We start from the raw sequence: 2556 nt of genomic DNA, 5'->3' as shown, positions 1-2556 counted from the left end.
ATAAAAGGATGGAGAGAAAGGGGAGAAAGAATATGTTAGCATTTGATCATCTCGTTCACGCAGTGCATTGTACACCGGGGGAAGCGGCAAAACAAATGCAGGAGCATGGATTTCATACTGCATTAGGCGGTGAGCATACGACTTGGGGTACTTGGAATAGTTTATGTTATTTTGATTTATCATATATAGAATTTTTAGCAGTTCAGCATGAAGAAAAAGCGAAAGAAGCGGAAAATCCATTAGTACAAGAAACAGTGGTGAAATTAAAAAATAGAGAAGGGATGCTACAAATCGCAATTCGAACAGATGCAATTGAAGAACTAGCAAATAAGTTTAATAAGCACGGCTTACATACGATAGGACCATTTGAAGGGAAACGGATGAGAAAAGATGGTCGGCTTTTAGAATGGAAAATGTTATTTGTAAAGCAAGAAGAGAATGGACCGAAATTACCATTCTTTATACAGTGGAATGAAACGGATGAAGAAAGAAGAAACGATTTACGTAAAATAGGGACGATCACTGAACATAAAAATAAAGTACAAGAAATTGAAACGATTCATTATACGGTGAAAAATGTTCGAGAAACAGTGCGGAAATGGAAAGAAGTAATGGAGCTAACTGCAAATTCAATCATACAAAATGAAGAATGGAATGCTGAGTGTCAAAGTGTATCGTTTGGTGATGTTCATGTGCAGTTTTGTGAACCAGTTGGAGAAGGGCTAGTACTAGAACGTTTGAAGCATCATGGCGAATATCCATTTGCAGTGGAGTTTAAAGGGGAAAATAAACGAGAGTATGAAGTGTTAGGTAGTTTGTTCGTATATTGATAGAGGTGAGTTTTGTGGAAGAAATGTTAAGAGAGATAGAAAGAAAACTAGAGAGGTCACACGTATTGTAAAATGTACAGCAATTACAAAAGGTTTTTCACACGAAGAGAAGTATAAAATTGACCTAGAGAATCGAGAAACTTATTTTGTAAAAGTGTGTGATTCTTCTAATTATGAACGAAAACAAGAAGAATATATGTATATGAAACAATTGGAGTTATTGCATATTCCAACGCCGAAGTTAATTCATTTCATAAAACTTGAGGAATTAAATAAATGTGTTCAAGTATTTGAATGGACCCAAGGTGTAAATGGTGAAGAGAGCTTAAGCAAGCTATCGGTGGAAGAACAGTATAATGCAGGAAGAAAAGCAGGGGAAATATTAAAGAGAATTCACTCGATAGAAAGAGAAAGTGCAAGTAATAAATGGGAAATATTTAGGTGGAATAAGTATGAAAGGTACATAGAGGCATTAGCAGATTATGAGGTGAATTTTCTGGATTTGAAGCCAGTATTAACCTTTGTAGAAAATCATAAAGACTTATTGAAAAATCGGCCTATCACATTTTTACACGATGATTACCACCCAGCAAATAGTATGATTCATAATAATGAATTTATCGTTATCGATTTTAGTGGATATGATTTTGGCGATCCAATACACGATTTTTATAACGTAGCGATTTTTACTACAAGAATAAGCAAACCATTTGCGGTTGGACAAGTTCACGGTTATTGCGGAGGCAATCCGCCACTCCATTTTTGGAAACTGTATTCATTATATGCAGCGATGACATTCCCAGCGGATATCGTATGGACAAACCGAACTACACCACATTTAGTAGAGGATATGAAAGAAAGATTGAACCGAATTATAGAAGATCATAATCATTTTTCATCTTATATTCCAAAATGGTATCAATCACAACATGAGGATATAATAAACAATAAATAACGGAGGGATTCATTTGGATAAAATTGCGGTAATTTCAGATATACATGGTAATATTCCGGCATTAGAATCAGTACTGAAAGATATTAAATTAAGAGGAATTGAACGTATTATTTGTCTTGGAGATTTAGTAGGAAAAGGTCCGCATTCTAGCGAAGTAATTGAAATCGTTCGTAAAGAATGTGAAGGAACCGTAATGGGAAACTGGGATGATTTCATTACAAAACCGACTGAATTTGAAGCGTTAAAATGGCATCAAAAACAATTGTCAGAAGAACAAAATGAGTATTTAAGAAGCTTACCATTTTCAATCGAGTTTTATATGAGTGGGAAACTGATTCGTATGTTCCACGCTTCACCAAGAAGTTTATATGAAAGAATTCAACCACATGCAACAAGAGAAGAGCGTATTAGTATGTTCGAAAATAGTGAGCTCACAGAGAATATAGAAGGGGAAAGAAAACCAGATGTCGTTTGTTACGGTGACGTTCATCAAGCGTATGTGCAAAATTTTAGAGGGAAAACGCTATGTAATGCTGGTAGTGTAGGTAATCCACTTGAAATTACACAAGCTTCCTATTTAATTTTTGAAGGAACATACAATGAAAAAGAAGCAGCAAGCTTTTCCATTCAACTCGTACGTGTACCATATGATATTGAACTAGCCATCCGACTAGCTGAGGAGCTGGATATGCCAGAAATTGAAGAATACAAGCAAGAATTACGGACTGCTTTATATCGAGGTTTTAAGGGGAAATAAGGAAAATATAAATC

Annotated in this window: 2 protein-coding genes and 1 pseudogene; all 3 read left to right on the top strand. The window is 35.3% G+C overall.

The window, feature by feature from the left end; all coding sequences use genetic code 11:
* Nucleotides 1-32 precede the first annotated feature (32 nt).
* The 3 genes and pseudogenes from AB3X49_RS21145 to AB3X49_RS21135 all read left to right on the top strand — a co-directional run bounded on the left by AB3X49_RS21145 (nt 33) and on the right by AB3X49_RS21135 (nt 2542).
* Entirely contained in the window at nt 33-830 is a 798-nt protein-coding gene (locus AB3X49_RS21145; protein WP_113709929.1) for a VOC family protein, read from the top strand.
* Nucleotides 831-844: 14 nt separating this feature from the next.
* Nucleotides 845-1785, top strand: a pseudogene (locus AB3X49_RS21140) (aminoglycoside phosphotransferase family protein).
* Between the two features lie 13 nt (nt 1786-1798).
* On the top strand, nt 1799-2542 hold the full coding sequence (locus AB3X49_RS21135) for a metallophosphoesterase family protein (protein ID WP_002013591.1): 744 nt from the start codon (nt 1799-1801) through the stop codon (nt 2540-2542).
* Nucleotides 2543-2556: the final 14 nt, after the last annotated feature.

This window comes from Bacillus sp. C30 (assembly GCF_040838255.1).
GTDB classification, from domain to species: domain Bacteria; phylum Bacillota; class Bacilli; order Bacillales; family Bacillaceae_G; genus Bacillus_A; species Bacillus_A mycoides.
Note: the sequence above shows the minus strand (reverse complement) of the source record. Positions and strands in the feature narration are given on the sequence as shown.